Annotated in this window: 19 protein-coding genes and 2 pseudogenes; 11 read left to right on the top strand and 10 right to left on the bottom strand. The window is 58.5% G+C overall.

The features are described 5' to 3' along the window. Positions 1-440: 440 nt before the first annotated feature. Entirely contained in the window at positions 441-851 is a 411-nt protein-coding gene (locus tag NKI96_RS15840; protein WP_023669676.1) for a patatin-like phospholipase domain-containing protein, read from the bottom strand. Positions 852-1,334: 483 nt separating this feature from the next. Between NKI96_RS15840 and NKI96_RS15835 the strand changes: the two genes are divergently transcribed. Further along, positions 1,335-2,081 carry a Crp/Fnr family transcriptional regulator gene (locus tag NKI96_RS15835; RefSeq protein ID WP_023699539.1) on the top strand — a complete coding sequence of 249 codons (747 nt, stop codon included), beginning with the start codon at positions 1,335-1,337 and terminating at the stop codon, positions 2,079-2,081. An 868-nt stretch (positions 2,082-2,949) separates the two neighbouring features. On the opposite strand, the gene NKI96_RS15825 is transcribed toward NKI96_RS15835, so the two are convergent. The 3 genes from NKI96_RS15825 to NKI96_RS15815 all read right to left on the bottom strand — a co-directional run bounded on the left by NKI96_RS15825 (position 2,950) and on the right by NKI96_RS15815 (position 4,545). Then, a complete protein-coding gene (locus NKI96_RS15825; protein ID WP_352805131.1) occupies positions 2,950-3,192 on the bottom strand; it encodes a DUF982 domain-containing protein in 243 nt (80 codons plus the stop codon). Further along, the gene (locus NKI96_RS15820; RefSeq protein WP_023669678.1) at positions 3,192-3,422 is read right to left on the bottom strand and encodes a hypothetical protein; all 231 of its coding nucleotides are present in this window, start codon (positions 3,420-3,422) and stop codon (positions 3,192-3,194) included. Before NKI96_RS15820 ends, NKI96_RS15825 begins: the two co-directional genes overlap by 1 nt. A gap of 205 nt (positions 3,423-3,627) precedes the next feature. Then, entirely contained in the window at positions 3,628-4,545 is a 918-nt protein-coding gene (locus NKI96_RS15815) for an NADP-dependent oxidoreductase (protein ID WP_352805128.1), read from the bottom strand. A 243-nt stretch (positions 4,546-4,788) separates the two neighbouring features. Here NKI96_RS15815 and NKI96_RS15810 point away from each other — a divergent pair, with 243 nt between their 5' ends. Then, entirely contained in the window at positions 4,789-4,998 is a 210-nt protein-coding gene (locus NKI96_RS15810; RefSeq protein ID WP_031193277.1) for a DUF3072 domain-containing protein, read from the top strand. A 68-nt stretch (positions 4,999-5,066) separates the two neighbouring features. On the opposite strand, the gene NKI96_RS15805 is transcribed toward NKI96_RS15810, so the two are convergent. Beyond that, complete coding sequence (locus NKI96_RS15805) at positions 5,067-5,282, bottom strand: nuclear transport factor 2 family protein (protein WP_280790541.1); 216 nt, start codon at positions 5,280-5,282, stop codon at positions 5,067-5,069. Between the two features lie 84 nt (positions 5,283-5,366). Between NKI96_RS15805 and NKI96_RS15800 the strand changes: the two genes are divergently transcribed. The 3 genes from NKI96_RS15800 to NKI96_RS15790 all read left to right on the top strand — a co-directional run bounded on the left by NKI96_RS15800 (position 5,367) and on the right by NKI96_RS15790 (position 8,226). Then, on the top strand, positions 5,367-5,519 hold the full coding sequence (locus tag NKI96_RS15800) for a GNAT family N-acetyltransferase (RefSeq protein WP_352496840.1): 153 nt from the start codon (positions 5,367-5,369) through the stop codon (positions 5,517-5,519). Between the two features lie 1,384 nt (positions 5,520-6,903). After that, positions 6,904-7,149 (top strand): hypothetical protein, encoded by a 246-nt coding sequence (locus NKI96_RS15795; RefSeq protein WP_352805125.1) that lies wholly within the window; start codon positions 6,904-6,906, stop codon positions 7,147-7,149. 729 nt (positions 7,150-7,878) lie between these two features. Further along, complete coding sequence (locus tag NKI96_RS15790; RefSeq protein WP_023686079.1) at positions 7,879-8,226, top strand: VanZ family protein; 348 nt, start codon at positions 7,879-7,881, stop codon at positions 8,224-8,226. Positions 8,227-8,886: 660 nt separating this feature from the next. On the opposite strand, the gene NKI96_RS15785 is transcribed toward NKI96_RS15790, so the two are convergent. Then, positions 8,887-9,159: a hypothetical protein gene (locus tag NKI96_RS15785; protein WP_023698300.1), complete on the bottom strand. Its 273-nt coding sequence runs from the start codon at positions 9,157-9,159 to the stop codon at positions 8,887-8,889. On the opposite strand from NKI96_RS15785, the gene NKI96_RS15780 reads away from it, so the two are divergent. The 3 genes and pseudogenes from NKI96_RS15780 to NKI96_RS15770 form a co-directional block, all read left to right on the top strand. Continuing rightward, positions 9,102-9,317 carry a glycosyl hydrolase 108 family protein gene (locus tag NKI96_RS15780; RefSeq protein ID WP_352805122.1) on the top strand — a complete coding sequence of 72 codons (216 nt, stop codon included), beginning with the start codon at positions 9,102-9,104 and terminating at the stop codon, positions 9,315-9,317. The genes NKI96_RS15785 and NKI96_RS15780 overlap by 58 nt on opposite strands. A gap of 163 nt (positions 9,318-9,480) precedes the next feature. Further along, positions 9,481-9,630: a DUF1515 family protein gene (locus NKI96_RS15775; protein WP_245265671.1), complete on the top strand. Its 150-nt coding sequence runs from the start codon at positions 9,481-9,483 to the stop codon at positions 9,628-9,630. Between the two features lie 18 nt (positions 9,631-9,648). Next, positions 9,649-9,915 (top strand): annotated as a pseudogene (locus NKI96_RS15770) (Crp/Fnr family transcriptional regulator); the annotation flags it as partial. 582 nt (positions 9,916-10,497) lie between these two features. Here the strand turns inward: NKI96_RS15770 and NKI96_RS15765 are convergent. Both NKI96_RS15765 and NKI96_RS32515 read right to left on the bottom strand, forming a co-directional pair. Next, positions 10,498-11,540: pseudogene (locus NKI96_RS15765) on the bottom strand (IS256 family transposase); the annotation flags it as partial. A 525-nt stretch (positions 11,541-12,065) separates the two neighbouring features. After that, positions 12,066-12,299, bottom strand: a complete 234-nt coding sequence (locus tag NKI96_RS32515) for a Y4oE-related protein (protein WP_023699541.1) — start codon at positions 12,297-12,299, stop codon at positions 12,066-12,068. A 25-nt stretch (positions 12,300-12,324) separates the two neighbouring features. Between NKI96_RS32515 and NKI96_RS15760 the strand changes: the two genes are divergently transcribed. The 3 genes from NKI96_RS15760 to NKI96_RS15750 all read left to right on the top strand — a co-directional run bounded on the left by NKI96_RS15760 (position 12,325) and on the right by NKI96_RS15750 (position 13,254). Next, positions 12,325-12,534 (top strand): hypothetical protein, encoded by a 210-nt coding sequence (locus NKI96_RS15760; protein ID WP_023672260.1) that lies wholly within the window; start codon positions 12,325-12,327, stop codon positions 12,532-12,534. A gap of 134 nt (positions 12,535-12,668) precedes the next feature. Beyond that, positions 12,669-12,860, top strand: a complete 192-nt coding sequence (locus NKI96_RS15755; protein ID WP_023672259.1) for a hypothetical protein — start codon at positions 12,669-12,671, stop codon at positions 12,858-12,860. A 40-nt stretch (positions 12,861-12,900) separates the two neighbouring features. Then, on the top strand, positions 12,901-13,254 hold the full coding sequence (locus NKI96_RS15750; RefSeq protein WP_352805120.1) for a hypothetical protein: 354 nt from the start codon (positions 12,901-12,903) through the stop codon (positions 13,252-13,254). 1,341 nt (positions 13,255-14,595) lie between these two features. On the opposite strand, the gene NKI96_RS15745 is transcribed toward NKI96_RS15750, so the two are convergent. Continuing rightward, the gene (locus tag NKI96_RS15745) at positions 14,596-15,909 is read right to left on the bottom strand and encodes an HlyD family type I secretion periplasmic adaptor subunit (RefSeq protein WP_023698296.1); all 1,314 of its coding nucleotides are present in this window, start codon (positions 15,907-15,909) and stop codon (positions 14,596-14,598) included. Further along, positions 15,896-16,977: type I secretion system permease/ATPase (locus NKI96_RS15740; protein WP_352805117.1), on the bottom strand; the 1,082-nt coding region annotated here is incomplete at its 5' end. The genes NKI96_RS15745 and NKI96_RS15740, both read right to left, overlap by 14 nt.

Here is a 16,977-nt window from a genome sequence, read left to right as displayed (position 1 = left end):
GCGTTTCGGATGGCTGCAGGCGGAGTTCAACTCACTGGCGGCGCTGACACCGCGATGTGCAGCGCGGAGGCATTGCTCAGCTATGTGTCCGGAATGGACCCCTAGGGTGATGGTGCCCAGAGGCGGAATTCAAGTGAAGAAAATCCCGTTTTGCTTTCAGATACTTAGGGGAATGTTAGCCGCATCTGATACCAACATAAATACCAACAAAATATTCCTGTGGATTGGTTCGGTTCCTGCTATTTCTCTCAATGCCTTGCACCTGCACCTTGTCTCTTCCGGTTTAGTCTACATCCTTCTTGGTCATACCTCATCATGCGGGGTCGAGTGAAGACCACGGCTGGCCAAGACGACTTAATCAGAACGGATGGCCATTGCGCTCAATATCGGGATCGCTTTAGGCGGTTTCTGAAAGCCGACATCGTGCGAAGAACAGGTGGCTATTTACGGGTCCTGAGACCTTGGCCCATACACCGCTTTGTAGGGTGGACGCGGCGCAACGAAAAGCGCGGCCAGCCGTTCCTCATGTTGCTTGACCAGTGAGGCAGCAATAACAGGTAACTCTGCGGCGGACCGGTGTAGTCGTCGAGGTCGATCGGATTAGACTTCATAGGTGCTCCGTCGACGCGTAGTAGACGGTCTCGTCCTACCAGCAGCCCAGCTTGGCCCAGTGCATTCTGGCTTTGCAGGCGCATGGCGGCAGAAATGATCTCGCGCCAGTGCCTGATACCGCCCTTGGCGATTTGGCCCTTGGTGAAGGCGAACTCCAATTCAACGCAGCCGAGAGACAGGATGTCGATTTGATGTCGGTCAATTGCGTAGCAGGCCATGGCATCGACCAACGCTGTCATATAACTGGCATAGTAGGATCGGCGCCTCGGAGGTGCCGGGCCACATCCCACCCGCTTGGGCCGTCCCCAAGTCTGATATCTCTCAGGAGAGCCACAACTCGCTCCGGCTCACGATCGAAAGTCGCAATCGCTTGAAGGCCCTTTTAAGCCGGCGACCACCTCGAACCCGGCCTCCCGGAGAGAGTTCTCGACGTCTCCACGATCAGCACGGAACCCGATGACATTGAAAGCCTGCTTCGTGCGCCCCAACAGTTGAACGGCTGCGAACTCTTAAGGTTCCTGGCGCGCAATAGCACTCGTTAATCCGGTGGAAAGCAGGTTGTGATCCAGCCGTTTCGAACAGGTTGCGGCAGGCGAAAAGGATTGAGGACAGCTGAACTTTGCGCGCATCATCGACGCACTGACCATTGGCCTTCGTCTCCTCTAGGCAGCGGGAACATTAGCGCCAACTAAAAGTTGGGAGCAAACACGAACAGGTTCTTGATGGCACATGATCATTCTTTCAAAATGTTGATCCGCAAGCTCCAAGCCATCTCGGAACTCGCAGAATCAGACATTGCGACCTTGGGGAACATCTCGATTCAGGAGAAGAGATATCAGGCCAACGAAGACATTCTGCGCGAGGGCGATAAGCCGAGCCTTTCGTTCGTCGTTCTTGAAGGCTTAATAGGGTCGATCAAACTAACCGGGGAGGGGAAGCGTCAAATCTCCTCCTTTTTTGTTCCGGGCGACATTCCCGACCTGCATGGTTTGCATTTGTCGGTCATGGATTGCACTTTCACCCCTCTCATGCCCGCTAGGGTGGGCTTCATGCGGCACGACGAACTTCGCGCCGTTTGCGACCAGCACTCTTCGATAACGAGAGTGTTTTGGCGCTCGACGGTGATCGATGCGGCGATCTATCGAGAGTGGGTCACCAACGTCGGTAGGCGCGACGCCTACTCGCGTATGGCTCACATTCTTTGCGAACTCATTGTTCGCCTTCGCTCGGTAGGCCGCATTGAAGATCATGTGGCCTATCTCCCCATAACGCAGGCTGCACTTGGCGACGCACTTGGCCTCTCTACCGTGCACGTGAACCGAGTGCTTCAGGACCTTAGACGCGACGGTCTGATATCCACCGTTGGCTCGCGTTTTCATGCGACCGACTGGGCAGGGCTCGTTCGCGCCGCAGATTTTGACTCTACCTATCTTCATCAAAGGGCTGCGCAGACGGGTGCCGGTTTCTGATCCTGCTGGGTCGCTCATGATCCGTTGAGCCCTCGCGATCCTCAAAACCGAATCTCCTGTAGAACCCGCACTCCAACAGGAATGTCGATCACCGCTTGAGAACTGGACCGCAGACTTACCTAGCGACGGCATGGCTTCTCAAAGATACGACCTCAGGAGGGACTCGACGAAACCTGAGCGGTGTTTGACGCGTTCACTGGCCAACCAGCCGAGGCGTGGGGCGCTCCGGCTAAATATCTGGACGGGGAATATTCCCGCGATTTTGTAAGCCTTCTGACCGCGTCGACCTGAAGCGAAGTTTCGCCGGGGGGTAATCTCTAAAGTGCGACTGCCATGGAACACGTGCCGAGCGCCGGAGAGTGTCCAATTCGCCGGTCTGTGCATCCCGGGCACAAGCTCAGCCATAGTGGAGACGCGGCTTTGGCAACGTTCCTATAAATTGAACCCCAATTCGGTCGTTCCTGCGCCACCGCAGGACTGCCTGGTAGGCAACGCCGTCGGTCGGCACGTAAACCACGAACCGCTCAGGGACACGCGATTCCACCGGGACTTTGAGCTCAGCTCTGCCACTGTTTTGGTTCCGAATGGTGCAACTGATCTCGGAGTTTGTGATTCCGCTGATGATTGAGGCGCCTTTCAGCACCCGCTGCCTCCGTTCGCGGCGATGCTCTTCATCAACCATGTGACCTCCATCGGTCACCCGCGGCCCTATATGGTACGCGCACCGGCGAATAAACTGTCCATCTAGGTCGTCGCTCGTTAGTGTCTCACTTTAAAGTTTGACGACGGAGACGGACAGCATAAATGCCCGTTGCGCCGGTGAATTCGCAACGCGAACAGACCCGAATGGGCTCGTCGTATAGCGTTGTTAATCCGGCAGCAGCATCTCCTCTTCATCGGCCGCGGCTTCGAACAGCAGCCGGAAGTCATTACCCGGCATTTTGCCATCCATCGCAGATAGGCAAGCCTCGGCCGCCAGCCGCCACTTGGGGCCACGATTGGACCACTTTAGGAGCTCCCCGGCGGCGGCATCAACCCGGTTGACACCAAGGCGAAGCCCCGGGCGCTCAGTCTTCACATAAACCGGAGGGTTGAACCAACGGTGGGGCATCACGCCTCTCGAACGTCAAAGGCGATGAACAGTCCCCAAACGGAGGCTGATTTGACGATCATTTCGACTAACTGGCAGTCAGTTTCGAGAAGATCGCCGCCGCGCTCACGGACCGCTACAATGGTCGCTTTGACGGAAATAATGTCGCCGGGTTGAGAGCCCAACAGGACCTCGCGGACCAGCTCCTTGGCCGTTTGCTGCGTAGGCCGAACAGGTGCTTGAATGTCCATCCCATCCTCCCAGAGAGATAGAACCTCAATCAGCTATTCTGTGGGTCACTTTCCGAAAAAGGCAAGAGTCGGAAACGTACAAAGTAGGTTCCCGCAAACACCGCCCTACGATGGCTAAATCCCGCGACAGGCGCTGATTTGCACCTCACCGTGTCAGCTGCCGACGCGACCATAAGGAGCGAGGGCCCGCCTCTCTCCCAAGTTCTCACGGACGAACGCGAACAACGGTCTTGCCCGCGCGTCGGTCCGTTGAGTTGAAGGTGCCGATGGCATCATGCAAGCTCGAAACCTTGCCGATGTTCGTCCGCAGTCGTCCATCGCGGATCCGCTGCACTATCTCAGAAAGCTGGGCTCGATCAGCCTCGACGACGAAGTCAACCGCCAGGCCGTCTGCAGGTCGAATATCCGTTGGTCCGACGACTGTGACAAGGATACCTCCGGCCCGGACGAGCGTTGCGGATCGCTTCTGGACATCGCCGCCGATGACATCGAACACCAGATCGACGCCGCCGACATCTTCAAGGGTGTCTTTTGCGAGGTCGAGGAATTCATTTGCACCGAAGTCGAGCGCTTTCTGGCGGTCGGCGGCCCGCCCGGTGCCGATCACATAGGCTCCGGCCTCCCTGGCAAGCTGCGCCACCATCGAACCGACGGCACCGGCAGCGCCATGCGCGAGAACGCTCTGCCCGGCCTTGATGCGGCCATGCTGGAACAGCCCCTGCCATGCGGTCAGGCCGGAGATCGGCAGGCTAGCGCCCACCGTAAAGTCGACATCGCCGGGCAGCGGCGCGAGGTTACGGGCCTCCATGGCAACATACTCGGCGAGGGTGCCGTCGCGATGCCAGTCCGCGAGGCCGAACACCCGCTGACCTATAGAAAGCCCCGTAGTGCCGTAGCCGAGCGCAGTGACCACACCAGCCAGTTCGTGGCCGAGGATCGAAGAGGTCCGGTCACGGAAGGCTCGGTCGGCCCACGTCGAGGGCCACTCCAGTTCGGTGTTGACGAATCCTGCCGCATGAACCTGTACGACCACGTCGTTAATTGCCGCCCGAGGCTCGGGCAACTCCACCAACTTCATCCCGGCCGTTCCTGCAGTCTGGTCCGTCGCTACGATTGCTTTCATGGGGCGTCTCCTCACCGTTGGGGTAAATTGCGGGCGCGGAGGATCTTTCGATGTCTCGCGCAGAGTTGGCGTTGAGTTCATCGTTGGCGACCGCGAGCGGAAGCTAAGCAATCTCGTCGGATTCTTCCAGCACGGGTAAACTTGCGTTCGTGAACACCCCTGCCATCGCAATCTCAGACACTTCAAGCATGTGGAACAAAAGCAGATCAAATACGTTGTGCCGTTCCCAACATGGAGAGCGTCATGCAAACTACACCCCGAGCCAAAGGCGAAGCTATCAGCAAGGATCCTGACGAATGGACGACGGGAGACGAGCCAATGACTCCGTCGCAAGCTTCCTACTTGAAAACATTATGTGAGCAGGCGGGCGACGACAGAAGCTACGCCGAAGATCTAAGCAAAGCCGAGGCCTCGAAGCGAATCGACGCGCTAAGGACTGAGCTCAAGCTCTAAAGGCGCTGGGAGACCTACGACAGGTTGGTCAGTTTTGCGGTATTTGGCCTCTGATCTGGACGGTCGTATTAGTGAAGGTGGTAGAGTTTGCTAAGGATCTTCAATTCTCCTGCGATCTTGAGCAGAGAAAGATAGTCGGTGAACCTTGTGGTTCCAAATTCGTCCTCGACCTTCGCAGTGGCTGCATCGCCCGTAATGTCGAGCGATGCGACTGCCCAGTTGGGGCTGGTGTTCGGCGGCAAGGCCGCACTCATCACCTCGCCGACATAGGCATCGACACTCAGCCATGGAGCTCGAAGAGATCGCGGCTATCTACCCGCTCTATCAGCAAAACGGGTATGGGCGGAAAGTGGGCGTAGGCCAACCATGTGGTTGTCGACGCCGAGATGCGCAGTGCTGGTATCGGCGCCAAACTGATGGGGCGGATCGAGAAGGAAGCAGCGCGTTTCGGCTGCGACATCACCCGCATCTCGATACGAGCGCACACACAAATTCTACAGCCTAAACGGTTAGGCCGATGATGCGCTCGTTCTGGTCAGCCACTGAGTGCGTGGGCCGAGGCAGAGTTCCCACAATATCTGCGCACAAAGTAGCGACAGAGCGGGCCTAGAAGCGACATAGCGCCGGGTGTGAACGCGAACGCAGCCGGCGCCCGAATGCGTTCAGCGAGCGCCGTCGCGTCCACCTTGCCTTTCTTTGACGGCCCTGTGTTCAGCTTCCCACGGCAACGCGTGGAAGTCGGGCTGGTGCCCCGCTTCACGGTAGCCAGCCTGAGTGAGTAACTTGCTTTGTCCCGCTCCACAACGCAAACAAACGGCGGATTCCCCAAGCACCTATAAACGCCTACAGCTTTTTCCATGCGACAGGTGTGCTGCGGGTGCTCGAAGATGTCGTCCTTCATTGCGATGACAGAACAGGGAGCGAGGACAACTCTTTTTTGATTGCAGAGAGAGTCTGAGCGGGCTTACTAGTGAGGGGTTTGCCATCGCTTTGAGGGAGGCTGCGATGGTTGCAACGCCCATAGATATCGCTCAAGCGGCCACTACGGCCACCTTGCTGATGCGCCTTCGTCAACGTCATCGCGATGACGTGGCGCGAGGGCTGGGAAGATGCCGACCCTTCTACTGTTGCCGTCTCCCGTACGCCTGAGTGTCAATGGCGCGATTTAGCCAAGGCCCTGGTGCACGATTGGTTCGAGCTGATCGAAACTGGCTTGGTGGATTGGATCGTCAGCAAGTAGCCGCTGCCCGCCAGCGGCCCAGCAGCCGTCTGCGGGACTTTGCAGCGGGCGCGCTGGGCCTGACCGGTGGGGCGGTGTGGTATCCGCCGGCTGGCGAACATATACGCCTCCTCCCAACGCCAGCGAAACATCCAAACGAACGAGGCGATCTAACCGCGATCTCGCCATCCAAGGCCAACACATAGGCCGATAGCAAAGGCCTATAATCGCTGAGAGAACGAAAATGGCCGACGCCATGGTTGGGAAACCCGGGTGGGTAGGCGCCGGCCACAGGCGGAACAAGCCCGCCGCGCCACACACATGGCTGATTTGTCATCACGTGGTTATGGTGTGATCGCGCAGGGCTGCACCAGCGGAACCTAGTAAACGCCGCTTAGTAAGCGATCCTCGACGCGATCGTTCATCGCCACGACGACTTGGGAAAGTTGACGGTTGCAGCCCTCTGCCATGTCGAGCTCAAGTCATGAACATCGGCCCTCCGATCATGAGCAGGCATGCGCCCATCCTACCATATCGCGCTCCCGGTTTCGCAAGGCGCAGCAGCAAGGGGGAGGCGACCAGAGCCGATGTGAAGGGGACTAGCCAAGCTAATATTCGCTTGCGCTAATTTAAATGTGCCGTAACGTCATGCTCAGCCTTTTTGGGGAGGAGCAACGGTGGGGAGTATGATGAGAGCAGCTGTGTTTTGCGCGGCGATCGTGATCGCTGTGACTGGTGTCGCTGTTGCCAAGGAGAAGAAGGTGGTGGTGAGTGACGCCACGGACCTTTGCTCTACGAAGCACTCGGCCAAGAAGCAGGTGCTCGAGCTGGACTGCAGGCCGACCGGAACCGCCAAATTGCCGGCCGGTGGAACGCCGGAAAAGCCGCGCCTCGGATACGACACCGATCCGTGGCTGGTTAAAGGCCTTTAGACACTAGGCGACGGCAACACAGCTCGGCTAAGGGGATTGTGCGCTGGCGGTGAAGCCTTCTTTGTTCTCTCATCGGTGGAACATTGTCGCCTGGAAACGCTTCGGACGGTGCACTGCCCCATCAGTGCAACGTTCCCTTCCTTGTTTGCACTGGCCGGCTGCCGAAAGGTGGCCGGCTTTTTTGTATATAACCGCGACCTGATGTTTGGGATTGTTGATGGACAGCCGCGAGTGGCCGCTGCTGGCCTAGCGTCTAGGATTGGAATACGTAGAGGCGAGATCACCAAGGCAGGAATGGCCAGACTAAACAGCGGTTTCGTCTGTTAGCCGCGACGCCGGCGATAATTGAATTCAGAAGGGCGTCGGCCCGGCTGCACAGCCGGGCCAAGGCTGGAAGAGTTCCGCTCCCGCCCAGCACGATACGCATCGCACCTGGCCGCAAGCGGTACCAATGGCTCGCCTATTCCGCCGCGTCTTTTCGGCAGGAAACCCTCGGCCTCATCACAATGGAGGGCGACATTCGCAGCGCCCTATGGAACCATCCAGAGTGACATAGGCTGTTTCATGGAACTTCCTGATGACATCAGGAGGCCTGTTAAGCATGCCAGTTGTTCGCGCTCGTAGCTCAGATGCAGGTTGGAGCTCTGCCTAGTGCACCAGTATCGGAAGCGAGAACTAGGAACCGGGAGTGCTGCGGATAGATTGCCGCAGTGGAGCTTTTATCAGCGCATGGCAAGGGCTGCCTTTCTCTCCACGTTGGCGGTCGTCCTGTTGCTCGCGCTATTGCCAGACCACTTGCTGCACGCCCTCGGATTGGCCCTTACGTCTCATCACGACAAGCTCAACCACGCCGCCGCGTTCGCCACCTTGTCGGCTTTGGGTAGCCTCGGCTGGCCCCAACAGGTGGTCCGGCTGGCGGTTCTACTTGCTTTAACGGGCGCAGCGATCGAAATCCTTCAATGCGTCACAGGCCGTGACATGAGTGTCTTCGACTGGTTTGCCGACTGCGCCGGAATGGCATACGGGCTGAGAACTATGAGCTGGGTGAACGAGATTCTGGGCGAACCGGTTATTTGATCGCCACAGGCTCCGCTTTACCGCCGCTGTCTTGGCCCCACTTGCCAGCCTCACGCCCGGGGCCGCCTTCGATCACCCTCGCTATTTCATTTTCCGACGCAAAGGCCGATAGCAAGGCGAATGGGTTTCAGGCCGCTCACCATTTAGACTTAGGTCCGATTCTTTCGCGCAAATGGCCGAAGCCGGAAACATTTCTCCTTCTACTTTGTTGCAGTGGCCGTGCCGCTGAGGAGAACATGCACAGTGCCTCTATCAAACGAACTGCGCGACGTACCTTTAGAATTCCAATGCCCCTCCTGTTCACGCCCTATGGTGAGAAGGGGATCCTGGCTGAAAACGATTGCCGGTTTCAAATGCGATAGCTGCAGGTCCAGAGTGCGGCTCGGCTACGAAGAGAAGCTGGCCATATTCGACCGGCACCTTAAGCGAGGCGCGCCGGATCTGGGCCGACGACCAATGGAGTGCGATCCCGGCAACGGTTCCTGAGAGTGTGTCGGCAATTCAAGCTCCAACTGCTTGCGGTCTGCCGCAAGTCCAAGCTTTCATCTGGTCGCAGGGTCAGGCGGCTCTTTCGTCCGTACGGAACCGATGATGGCGAGAGGTTTCGATGCGTCGGAGCACCGAGCAGGTCGACACGTTTTTCGTAGCGACCACCAATCTCTAGCTGGCCGCTCCGATGCTCTGACGAGGTGCGAGCAACTTGATCTTCAATAGTCTTTTTCGAGCCAGCATGCGCGCCGCCTCCGCGATGCGGTCTCCGTAAGCATCGGCGACGAATGATAGCGTCGACAGGTCGATAATGAGGTCGTCGATCGCGCCCGCCAAGACACTGGACCCGCGCCCAAATTGATGCACCAGCGCCAGCACTTCCTTAAGTGCCGTCGAGGCTTCACCCGCATCCAGCAGCGCCTCGATGTCATCGAAAACCTGCATCCCGACCCTCCCGCTTTAAAACGGTGGCAATTTCGCGCGAAAAGAAAGCGCCTGCCAAAGTGCTCGCGCACGAAGGCGGCTATTCAAACAACAAGAAAGACCCTGGTGGCCCAACGATGAGGGGCGTCCATGGAGGGCGTTCAGCGAGACGCAACTGAGATTCGGCGCGACATTAAAGGACGGCGATGCTTCAGCCGCGCTCTCTTACGAGCAATCCGAGCAGCGCCCAGCCGCCAGCCAATCGAAGATGTACGCCAAGACCGATAAGCTGGCGGAGCGTTTTGCCGAGACTGAAGACGCGGTGAATCGCTCAGCGAAGACATGACCGAGGTGGAGGCGGTCTCTGCCGAGGTGACCCGGTGGAAGTTGATGGGCCTCGGCGCATTGGGCGTCACTGGCTGGCAGCGGCGGCGCTCGCCTCGCTTAGTTACGCCCTGTTGGTCTATCTGGCGCGTGCTGCGCGGCGGATGACGAGCAGGCGGCATAGTCGACAGGCTCTCAAGATGGCTGGTGATGTGTGATGATCGCGTCGACGGGAACAGCTTTGCGATTACGCACGAGTTCTTATCAGTTATGCTCGGTGTCAGGCGGCCCGGCGTCACCATAGCGCTGCAAACCTTGGAGGGCCAAGGTCTGATACGCTCAATGCGAGGAGAGGTAGTCATTCTTGATCGCGCGCGTCTAATTGCGCTGGCTGATGGGTCATATGGCAGGGCTGAAGCCGAATACGCTCGGCTAGTCGGCAAACTGCATTGACGGCAGACGCCGCCCCCGTGCACAGTGCCCCTGCAACAGAGCCCGCCGGCTGAGCCACGGGTGTTTTTGCGTCAGGCGGGAACATTCCCGCTCTGAGGCTGTTTGGCTACAACCGGCTCGTTCTTCAGCGGTCCGTGCCGGTGACCAAGATGCGTCCCTCACTCGTCATGGGATGGCCCGCGCAGCCTCGGAAGCAGGCGCGGGCCATCCCATCAAGCCCTAGCCCCACGGCAGGGGCTTTTTGCTGTTCGGATCTGATGCGGTCCTGGCGGGAGTAAACACTGTCACTCCGTGCCGAGGCGAGTTCCTCCCGGAAATGGTGCATGAGCGCTCGCTCTTCCGCCAGACATGATCGGAGCGACCGTGCCATTTCGATACAAACGGATGATTCTATTGCGTAATCTTTGCTCATCGTCGCATTCAAACTCGCGCTGAGTCTGATTGTTCCATGAGCAAGAGCGCCCGGCTATTGAAAACCGAGCGACTTCTTTCCTTTGCCGACTTAGCTATTGCGCAAGAGCAACACCCAAACGTGAGGTATAGCTCCCTCAGCGCCTCTGGTTGACAATCGTTTCGGCCTGAGATTCCGACGACCTCGGTGCGCCGCTTGATCTCGCCGTTGAGACGTTCGATCGGATTCGTCGAGTGGAGCTTGGCGCGATGTTCCTTGGGGAAGGTCATGTAGGCCAGCACGTCGGGCTCGGCGTCGTCCATGATTGTCGCCAGCTTCGGCACCTTCGGCCGGATCTGGTCGGCGACGGCGCGCCATTGTACGGACGCGGCCTCGGGCGTTTCCTGGGCGAAAGCGGTGGGGATGAAGGCTGAGACGACCCTGCGGCCGCTCTTGCCGGCATGGGCCAGCACGTTCCTCATGAAGTGGACGCGGCACCTCTGCCATGTCGCGCACAGCACCTTGGTGACGGCCCCCTTGAGGCCTTCGTGAGCATCGGAGACGACGAGCTTAACGCCGCGCAGGCCGCGACGTGTCAGCTTGCGCAGGAACACTGTCCAGACGGCTCGGCCTCCGAGGTGCCAATCTCCATGCCCAGTACCTTGCGCCGGCCGTCCGCGTTGACGCCGACGGCGATGATAACGGCGACCGAGACGATCTGCCCACCGCGGCGGACCTTCAGGTAAGTGGCGTCGATCCACAGGTATGGCCAATCGCCCTCGATCGGCCGCTCGAGGAAGGCCTTCACCTTCCCGTCGATCTCCTCGCACAGCCGCGAGACCTGGCTCTTGGATATGCCGCTCATACCCATGGCCTTGACCAGGTCGTCAACCGACCGGGTCGAGATGCATTGCACATAAGCTTCCTGGATGACGGCGGTTAGCGCCTTCTCGGCCATGCGGCTCGGTTCGAGGAAACCTGGGAAGTAGCTTCCCTTCCTGAGCTTCGGGATGCGCAGCTCGACCGTGCCGGCCCGCGTCTCCCAGTCCCGGTCGCGGTAGCCATTGCGCTGGGCGAGCCGCAGCGGGTTCTTCTCGCCATAGCTGGCGCCGGTGGCCGCGCCCACCTCCATTTCCATCAGTCGCTCGGCGGCAAAGCCGATCATCTCCCGCAGCAGATCGGCATCCGGGGTCTTCTCCACGAGCGTGCGCAGGTTCATCATGTCGTCGGTCATCGGTGGTCCTTCCGAAATGGGTTGGCGTCAACAACCAAACCCTACCGGAAAGCGCCGATGACCACCCACACCCCGCTCGCTGGCTACAGCGCTACTAACGGCGCGCTCGCGAGCGGCTTCGCTACCGCCGAGCTACACCCACCTGATGGGACACGACCTTTCATTTGCATTAGGAACAACGCGTAAATGGAAAAGTTGGTCCACCGCAGCGCTCGTGAGGATGCCTTACCGCTGCCGGCCGGCGGCAAAGGGTCCGGCCCGCGCTTTCCTTCCTAGTGTGACGCGGCCCTGAAGGCTGCCAAGTTGTTCCTGCCTCACTGATCCAGTTCAAGCGGATCGTGATCTGGTTGCTCGTGCCACATCACCTGGCGGAAATCGCGTTTGTCGACCTGCTGACCGCAGATCGGGCATGCGTGAAATCGATCGTCACAGTCCTGCGGTTGGTGTGGCTTGCCGGGGATAGGCGGTCCAAGGTCGGCTATTCTAGCCATGCGCGACCGAACAAGATGCTGCGGCAAAGTTCCGTCAGTTTGGTTTTCTCAGTTGGTGAAAGACATCGCACCAAAAGCGGTAGTCATCTGGTCGACCGTCGAAATGCGCCTCCAAAGCGCAGTGCGCCACGGCGGTCGGTGCTTCCATCCCATAAAGTTCGATCGCAGATTGAGCGGCCTGATCTCTGTCGACGAGATCGGCAATCTTCAAAGCGGCGAAATCAGCGCTCCGGATCGCGAGCCTCCGTGGACCAAATATTCCCAACACCTAAGGGTGACTATATGATCCCCTCATGGCAACTCTGCGGTACGACGAAAGGCAGGAACCGGATGGGACGTGGACGGTATTCGACGTGTTCACCGGGCTCCCGGCTATTGTAGCGGGCCACCCATCTGTCGACCTTCCCGACATGGAGTATGCCGAAGAGCTGGCCGCCATCCTGAATGCCAACGACCTGAAGCAGAGGCTATCTCACGGTAGGTTCCCCGGAGGGTTCGCCTGACCGAAGTGGCATTAGCCCCCGGTCGTGTTGCCCATCCAGGTTGGTTCGTCCGATCCGAACAAGCAATTGTTATTGATCTACCGGCTACGACGGTTTTAACTCGACTCGCCATTGCTTTTCGTAGGGAGGACGTGATGGGCAACGTGGTGCCAATCTGCAAGGCCGCGCCTTGCGTGGAAGTGGTCGGAGCCAGTGGCGAATGGGTCGTCCGCATCATTGAAACTGACCAGGAAATTACACGCTCATTCGCCCTGGAATCGTTCGCACTGGCCTTCGCAGAAGGCCAGCGGATACGCCTGCATCTCGACAAGGTTGTGCGGCTTTAGGACCCTTCTGCGGCTGGGTACCCTCAGGGCCACGACGGTGATGGCCGATTGTTCCATTGCTGGTGAGGCTTGCGGTGTGACGTCTCTGTCGTCAGCCCGCGCGGCCGGAAGGGCGGCAGGCTTTTTATTGGTTGAGATCGAGCGGCTCGTGATCGGGCTGCTCGTGCCACATCACCTGCCGGAAGTCGTGTCGGTCTACCTGCTGGCCGCAGATGGGGCACGCATGGAAATGCTCCGGCCATTCAGCGTCATGTGGCTTGCCGGGCTTAGGCGGTCCAAGGTCAACAATTTTCGTCATCACCAACGAACACGGCGACCCGGCAAAAGTTCCGGGGGGTGTGTGTGCATGCGTTCGAAGGCTGACAACAAGACCCCCACGCCGGAAGGTGAATGATGATCGCGACGCTAGCCTAGCCGCTAGGCGCTTCAGCGAGCTGCCACTACCTCGTAGGCGTCCAAAGCTTCTTGGTGTGCCGATGCCGAAAAGCAACCCAGCGGCCGGTCCATAAACGGCCAGCAAGTCGAAGTCCTGGGCTCCATCCGTAGGATGGGTCGACGAGCGGGTCGAACAGTGGCGCGCGCGCCCCCGAGAGGAAGAGGGAATGTCTTATAACGGAGCGTCCGCAAGTGTCGGACGCTGACCGGGCTGCCCAGCGCAACCCTGCTGAACCCGACGCTTTGGTGTCACTTCCAAGTATACCCTGATGTGCAACAACAACATATGCGCAAATCGAAAGCCGTCCGGCTTACCGGTCAAGAACGGGAGCGCCGCTAAGACGAAAAAGCATCTCGCTGTAGGGTAGCCGAGCAAGGATCTTGCCGTGGTTAGCAATTGCAGCTGTCATTCCTCTACATAGGAGACTGACGCCCCCTTGGGTTCGTTGGCAGATGGCATCCGGACTGTCAACGAGATGCAGATCCGGAACCCCATATACTATGGCAGTTACACCCTCAGGAATGGCTCCGATCGGTTGAACTACCAATATGCGCACACCGAGCAGCCACCCTATGATAATGGCGGCTACGCAACCAGTGCAGCCAAAGACGCCGAACTTCTTCATCGCATCGCACCTATTCCCCGCATCCCATCATAGTACCTGATGGCGTGATGGTGCATTCGTTGCCTTCAGTGTCCACGGAATGAGTTCCGGTGCTGTCTGTCCAGGAGCGAATGGAGTGGAGTTTCCTTCGCTATCGCTACTGGTGATCTCTTGGCCTCCGTTCGGAAAGCGAAGAGTTTCGGTGTCAATCGAATAGTTATTCCCTTCGGTATCCTACGATCTCACATGTTGATCCCCATTTTTACCGGAATAGGAATCTGTGCAGACCCTGTAGTCGCTTTCACCCAAGCAATCAGCGTATGCGGAAGCGGTGCAGCCGAGTAGAAATGCTGCCGTCAATCCGGCAAGCACCGAAACCGAGATGCGGCTTGGGATATGTTCGAGGCGATGTCAGCCACGCGGCACTGACTGACTTTCATTCCGCAGAAGAGAAACGAACAGCCCGCTGCGGCTGGTGGCGGGTTTTTCATGTCGCGTTTCATGTCGCGTCCATCAGCCGCGCACCAGTAAAAACCGTTGGAAACCAAGGATACTCAGTTGCAACATGAGCTGAATATTACAGAAACAAGCGGTGCCCAGAGGCAAGTAGAATTGTCTGTGCTTTCAGATCTTACCACGCACATAGCATGCGGACAACCAACAGAAATGGCAACAATAGATTCCTGTGGGTTATTTCATTCCTCCCGGAATGTCCGACTGATTTGGTCCGACAGCGGCTTCACGAAATAGGAAAGCGCCGTACGCTCACCCGTCTGGACCATCGCTTCGGCCGGCATACCGGGCACGAGCGTCAGGCCCTTGAGCTTCGTCAGTTCCGCCTGCGGAACCGACAGGCGCACCAGGTAGTACGAAATGCCGTTTTTTTCATCCGTCGCCAGATCGGCTGCGATCCGGCTGACATATCCGTTCAATATCGGCGTGGTTCTCAGATTGAAGGCTGACATCCGCAGCACGGCCTTGTGACCAAGCTGGATTTGGTCGATGTCCTTCGGGGTGATTCGTACTTCAAGCGCAAGATCGTCGCCTTCCGGCACGATTAGCATGATCGGATCGGCGGGCGTGATCACTCCGCCGACCGTATGAATTGCGAGTTGTTGAATGGTGCCTGACTGCGGCGCGACGATATCGATCCGCCGCAGTTCCTGTTCAACCGCCACCTTGCGCTCAACATACTCCCCGACCTGCGCCTGAACCTCTCTGAGCTCCTGGCCCACTTCCGACTTGAAATCCTGATCGATCTGCGGGATCTGCAGGCGCGTTTCGGCTATGCGGGCTGCCGTCTGTGCCTGATCTGCGATCTTCTCACCGCGTTCGCCACCGAAAGTGGCAACCTGGATCTTCAGGCTGTTCAACCGTTGGTCCGAGACAATGCCTTGGTTGCGCAGCCCACTTAGAACAGCAATTTCCTTTTGGAGAACCTCGATCATTTTTTCACAGGCAATTTCCTGCGCCTTGAGTCCTTCGATCTCGTGGTGATATTGAGTAATGCGTTCCGCCAATTGCGCCTGCTTCCCGTCGCGGGATTGCCTGCGGAATTCGAACAGCAACGTCTCGCTATCTATTGCCGAAGCTACGTCCGGAACATCTCTTCGGGCGAGTAGCCAGTCCGGGAAGGGGATTTCCGCGAGATCGTCACGCTCAGCATCGAGTCGTGCCAGGTAGGCGGCCAGCTCATCGAGCCGCTTGGTGACTATGGCGAGATTAGCGCGCGCCTGGGTGGCATCGAGCCGCATGAGGATGTCGCCGGCTTTTACCTTATCGCCTTCGCGCACCAGGATTTCTCCCACCACCCCGCCAGTCGGGTGCTGCACCTTCTTGACATAGGAAACGACGACAAAGTGTCCGGACGCTACAACCGCACCGGAGAGATTCGTGAAGGTCGCCCAGGCTCCGGCTCCTCCCACAAAGATCACGCTCGCCAGAAAGCCCGCCACCAGGTGGCGGCGAATGGAGCTTGAAACGTCATTGTTCTGATCAATGCCGGACACCGGTATCCTCCATGTCAGCGCGCTCTGCCACGTTATCCTGTGTAGACTCGATGGCCTTCAGGACTTTGGAAGGCGCACCGAATGATCGCTGCCGTCCACCTTCCATCACCAACACCAAATCCACGGCGCGGATGACGCTCGGCTGATGGCAGACAACAACCGCAATGCCCTTGCGCTCGCGCACGGAGGCGATCGCCTTAGCGACTGCAGCTTCGCCTTCCGCGTCGAGATGGATATTGGGTTCATCCAGCACAACAAGGAACGGGTCTCGATAAAGGGCACGGGCAAGACCGATAAGCTGGCGCTGCCCGGCGGAAAGTGCCGATCCGACCTCACCAATCGGAGTTTCGTATCCGTGCTCAGATCGGAGGATCAGTTCGTGCGTGCCCGCTGCTTTCGCCGCGGCGACAATAGCCTCAGGGTCAGGATCATGTTCAAAACGAGCAATGTTTTCGGCAATGGTGCCGTCGAACAGTTCAACACCTTGCGGCAGATAGCCGATATGGCGGCCTAGTGCTTCCCGGTCCCATTGATCGAGGCTTGCGCTGTCGATGCGAACCTTCCCGGCGACCGGCGTCCATGCGCCGACAATGGCGCGCCAGAGTGTCGACTTGCCCGAGCCCGATGGACCGATGACCCCGAGTGCGCTTCCCGCCTGAATGGCAAACGCAATGCCGGTCACGGTCGGCTTGCTTTCGCCGGGCGGAACAATTGTCACGCTTTCGAGGCGCAGTTCGCGTTCAGGTGCAGGCATAGGCACAACAGGAGCGGTTTCAGGAACCTTTTCCAAGAGGTCCTCCAGCCGCGCCCAACTCTGGCGCGCCATGAGGAAGGGTTTCCAGCTTGAAATGGCCAGATCGACCGGAGCCAGCGCACGCCCCATCATTATCGAACTGACAATCATGACCCCGGCCGTAGCCTCCTGCCTGACGACAAGGTACGCACCGACGGTAAGAATGGCCGATTGCACCTGCAGGCGCAAGTCGGCATTGCAACGCGCTGCTTGCAGCAGACCATTGCGTGCCATGTTGTGGGCAACGGTATCGCTTATCGGCCCTTGCGAGAGAG

The sequence above is a fragment of the Mesorhizobium sp. M0292 genome (genome assembly GCF_040321695.1).
In the GTDB taxonomy this organism is placed as follows: domain Bacteria; phylum Pseudomonadota; class Alphaproteobacteria; order Rhizobiales; family Rhizobiaceae; genus Mesorhizobium.
This window is presented reverse-complemented; position numbering and strand designations above follow the sequence as displayed.